This window comes from Leyella stercorea DSM 18206, from assembly GCF_000235885.1.
Taxonomy (GTDB): domain Bacteria; phylum Bacteroidota; class Bacteroidia; order Bacteroidales; family Bacteroidaceae; genus Prevotella; species Prevotella stercorea.
Genome location: NZ_JH379383.1, coordinates 1 through 4,227, shown reverse-complemented (window position 1 = coordinate 4,227; position 4,227 = coordinate 1). Strand labels below are relative to the sequence as shown.

General features: G+C 51.6%; 3 protein-coding genes. All 3 read right to left on the bottom strand.

Annotated elements, in window-relative coordinates:
- Positions 1-362 (bottom strand): methyltransferase domain-containing protein (locus tag HMPREF0673_RS14650; protein WP_007897771.1); only part of this gene is annotated, 362 nt, incomplete at its 3' end.
- A 215-nt stretch (positions 363-577) separates the two neighbouring features.
- Entirely contained in the window at positions 578-1,504 is a 927-nt protein-coding gene (locus tag HMPREF0673_RS03035; RefSeq protein WP_007897768.1) for a LysR substrate-binding domain-containing protein, read from the bottom strand.
- Complete coding sequence (locus HMPREF0673_RS03030; RefSeq protein WP_040596299.1) at positions 1,504-3,984, bottom strand: FAD-dependent oxidoreductase; 2,481 nt, start codon at positions 3,982-3,984, stop codon at positions 1,504-1,506. The genes HMPREF0673_RS03035 and HMPREF0673_RS03030 overlap by 1 nt, the downstream gene beginning before the upstream one ends.
- Between the last annotated feature and the right edge of the window lie 243 nt (positions 3,985-4,227).

Below are 4,227 nucleotides of genomic sequence, written 5' to 3'. Positions count from 1 at the left end.
TCTATGAAACGCGCAAACGTCTCGTCACTCATACGGTTGAGACACGTGCGCATATAATTGGAAGCCCCGTCAGGCGAGAAGATGGTTACACGTTTCAAGCCGGCACGTTCGTCAAGTCGGTTGATGTCGTCTATACGCACATAGTCGTACAGCTCGTCTGCCTGAGCCTGATAGCCTTCAGACATAAGAGCCGATGTGTAGCGTCCCGTTCCTGCACCAATGTCGAGCAAGAACGAGTCCGGCTTGATGAAACGGCGCAAATGATGCATGGTGGTTTCAAACTCTACGATGCCGTGCCTGCGTTGCAAGCGAAGGTCTTCGGGGTGCTTGTTGTAATGCTTCTCTATATTGGATAATGCCATATTTATATATTAAAAGTTGTGAGTTGAATGATATGTTGTTTCTTCAAACAACGATAATCCTCAACAAAGATACAACATATTACTTATACAACAATTTCTTCAAAAGAATTATTTTACAAATTCCGAACATTTCGGTAAAGCAAGTTGATTTTTAATTGGCTGCGGAAATCGTAAGAGAAATCATCTGGCACACACGATAAAGCACAAGCCTACGGCTACAGCTTAATGCCAAACCTCACGATCCCCTCGTACAGCATCCCCTCTGGCATGAACTTCTTTAGCGTATCCGTCAGCGTGTTAAGCATACGTTGGCGGATATAGTCCTGCTTGATATATAGCGAGACACGGCGCTGGGAGAGAAAGTCGCCCTCAATACGGCGCACGTTCTCACGCTGCTTTTCCGTAAGGTACGACACGTGCATCTCGGGGATGATAGTGAAGCCTCCATTCTCGTCCACTATATTCACCAGAGTCGCCACCGTGCCAGCCTCGTACACACGATTGCCCTTGCTCCTCCCCTTGCAGAAGGAGAACGCACTCTCGCGCAGACATTGCGCACCTCTCATTATCCACATGCCTTCATGCTCCAGATTCTCCGGTCTGAACACGGGCAGTTTTCGCCAGCAGCTCTCCGCAAGGTACACCATGAACCTCTCGGTATAAAGCGGGATCTCGAGTATCCCCTCCCTTCTGTTGTCGGATATGGCGATGCCCGCATCGAGTTCTCCACGCAGAAGCGCGGTCTGCATGAAGCCCACGTCCATCTCCTGTATCGACAGCTCCACCGTTGGGTAATCCTCACGATAATGCCTGATGAACTTAGGCAGGACATACGGAGCGATGGTAGGACCGACGGACAGACGCAGCCTTCCGCCGACCAGCCCCTTGTCCTCCGATACTATCTCGTTTATCCGCTCTATCTCCATCAGCACATGCTCAGCCTGACGGATAATCTTTTCGCCAGCCGAAGTCGGGTTTACCGACCTGTTTGTACGTTCGAAAATCCGTATGCCAAGCTCCTCCTCCAGCTTCTGAAGCATGGCGCTCAGAGTTGGCTGAGAGACATTGCACGACTCAGCCGCTCTCGCAAAATTGCGAAAGCGGCCTACTGCAGTTACATATTTTAGTTGCTGTATATTCATTATATAAACAGATTGACATTAGCCTTCTCGGCACGTTCCATATAGGTCGCCACACCGCCAACGGTGACATTGTCGAGAAGCTCCTCGCGCCTCACGCCCATCACATCCATCGACATCTGGCAGGCTATAAACTCCACACCGTTGTCGACGGCTTGCTGACGAAGCTCCTCCAGAGAGTCCACACCCTTCTTGCGCATCAGATAGCGCATCATCTTCGCACCCATACCCATCATGTTCATCTTTGAGAGGGCAAGCCTCGTAGAATCGGACGGCAGCATCCACGAAAACATACGCCCGAAAAAGTCCTTGGTCACCTTCGGTCTGTTGGTTTTTTTGATGGCGTTCAGCCCCCAGAATGTGAAAAAGATGCTGACCTTCCTGCCTGTGGCTGCCGCGCCATTGGCAAGGACAAACGTGGCAAGGACCTTGTCAAGATCATCGCTAAAAAGAATCAGGGTCTTTCCTGAATCCCCCTGCTGCGGCTTGGAAGCCTCAACGGCACAAGGAGTCGTTTTCTCTATCATGGCTATATATACACCGGACTCAGAGTGCCTGCCCAAGAATATGTTCCCAGTTGTCCTGCACCAAGCCTCGGCGTCGCGTGGGAAGGCGGCATCCGTAGCACGCACTTCCAATCGCTCTCCAGGCGCAAGGCCGTCCATAGCCTGCTTCATCTTGAGGATAGGGCCCGGACATTGTATGCCGCATGCGTCCACCCTCACAACAGTCTTTCCGCCTTCACACACAGATGTCTCGCACGAATGGTTGTAATGTACAGCCGCCTCGCTTGAATGGCTGTCCGCTGCGGTGTCGAAGTCTGCAGGCGCAACTGGTTTGGCTGTAGCAGCCCTATAGGTTTTAAGTCCGCCTATAAGATTTCTTACGTCCCGATAGCCGTTGGCCTTGAGGATGTTGGAAGCCAGATAGCCACGCAGTCCCACACCGCAGAAGAGCCATACGGGAACGTCCGTAGGGATCTCGCCCATACGCTCGCGCAAGTCGTCAAGCGGAATGTTCACGGCTCCGCCAATCGTGCCCAACGCATATTCGTCGGCAGTACGCACATCCACAAGTATCACCTTCGTGGTGTCAGCCTGCTCCAGCTCCCGCCAATAGAGTGGAGTCATCTTTCCGGCAAGAATGTTGCCTGCCACATATCCCGAGATAGCCACAGGGTCCTTCGCCGAAGAGAAAGGCGGGGCATAGGCATGTTCCAGCCGAGTGAGATCGTCGACCGTAGCCCCAGTCTTTATGGCAAGCGCATACTGGTTGATACGCGTGTCCACGCCCTCATAACCTACGATTTGTGCGCCATAGAGCCTTCCGTCACTTGGCGAGAAGGTTATCTTGATGTCCATCTGCCTACTGCCTGGATAATAGCCGGCATGTGAGCCGCTATGAATAGTAGCCGAGAGATATGGTATCTCCATCTGCTTTAGGCGCTTGGCAGGAAGCCCTGTGGACGCCACGGTGATATCGAATACCTTGGCTATGGACGTTCCGACAGAACCTTCGTATTTCAACCTGTTGCCCAACACCATATTGTCTGCCACAATGCGTGCCTGACGGTTGGCAGGGCCTGCAAGGAAGTTGAGCCAGGACTTGCCCGTTATGGGGTGAGGAAACTCAATGGCGTCGCCTACAGCATAAATATGCTCATGGGATGTCTGCAGATATTCATCCACCCAGATACCGCGCATCTCGCCAATCTTCAATCCGGCAGTTTGAGCCAAGCGGGTCTCTGCCCTTACGCCAATGCTGAGCAACACCATATCGGCCTTCAAACTGACACCCGATTTGAAGTGGACGGCCAGCTCGTCTCCCTCGCGTGAGAAACCTTCTACGGCTTGCTCCAGGTAGAGCCTTACATCCTGCTGCTGCAGATGCTCGTGCACAAGAGCAGCCATGGAGAAGTCGATAGGAGCCATCACCTGATTTGCCATTTCCACCACAGCCACCTGGGCACCTGCATGCTTCAGATTCTCTGCCATCTCCAAGCCGATGAAGCCTCCGCCCACGATTACGGCACGCTTCACCTTATGCTCCGCCATATAGGCCTTTATGCGGTCTGTATCGCTCACGTTTCTAAGGGTGAAGATACCCTTGCTGTCAATACCTTCAAGCGGAGGCACAACCGGCGATGCTCCTGGCGAAAGCAACAGTTTGTCGTAGCTCTCAACGTATTCTTTGCCGTCAGCGGTATGCACAGTCACCTGCTTTGCTTCGGCATCAATGGCTGTCACTTCGCTCAATATGCGCACATCGATATTGAACCGCTTGCCGAAAGCCTCCGGCGTCTGCACAAACAGGCGGTCACGGTCTTCTATAACCCCTCCTATATAGTAAGGCAAACCACAATTGGCGTATGATATGTGTTCACCCTTTTCAAAGAGGACAATCTCAGCATCCTCTGTCAAACGTCTGATGCGTGCAGCTGCAGTTGCACCACCTGCAACTCCACCTACGATAATGTATTTCATTTTGCTTGCTGTCATGTTTTTTACGTGTTTAAAAGTTTGCAAATCTTAATTTAATGGTGCAAAGATACTCATTCTCTCATAGACTAACAAACGATTCTGTCAATGCAGCAATAGACAGCAACTATCATTCTATCATGGCACCCTTACAACATCCACCACATGGCTGCCGGCTCCAATAAGGTCGGCACGCTCCGAGATGCACTTCTGATATTCTATGAAACGCGCAAACGTCTCGTCACTCAT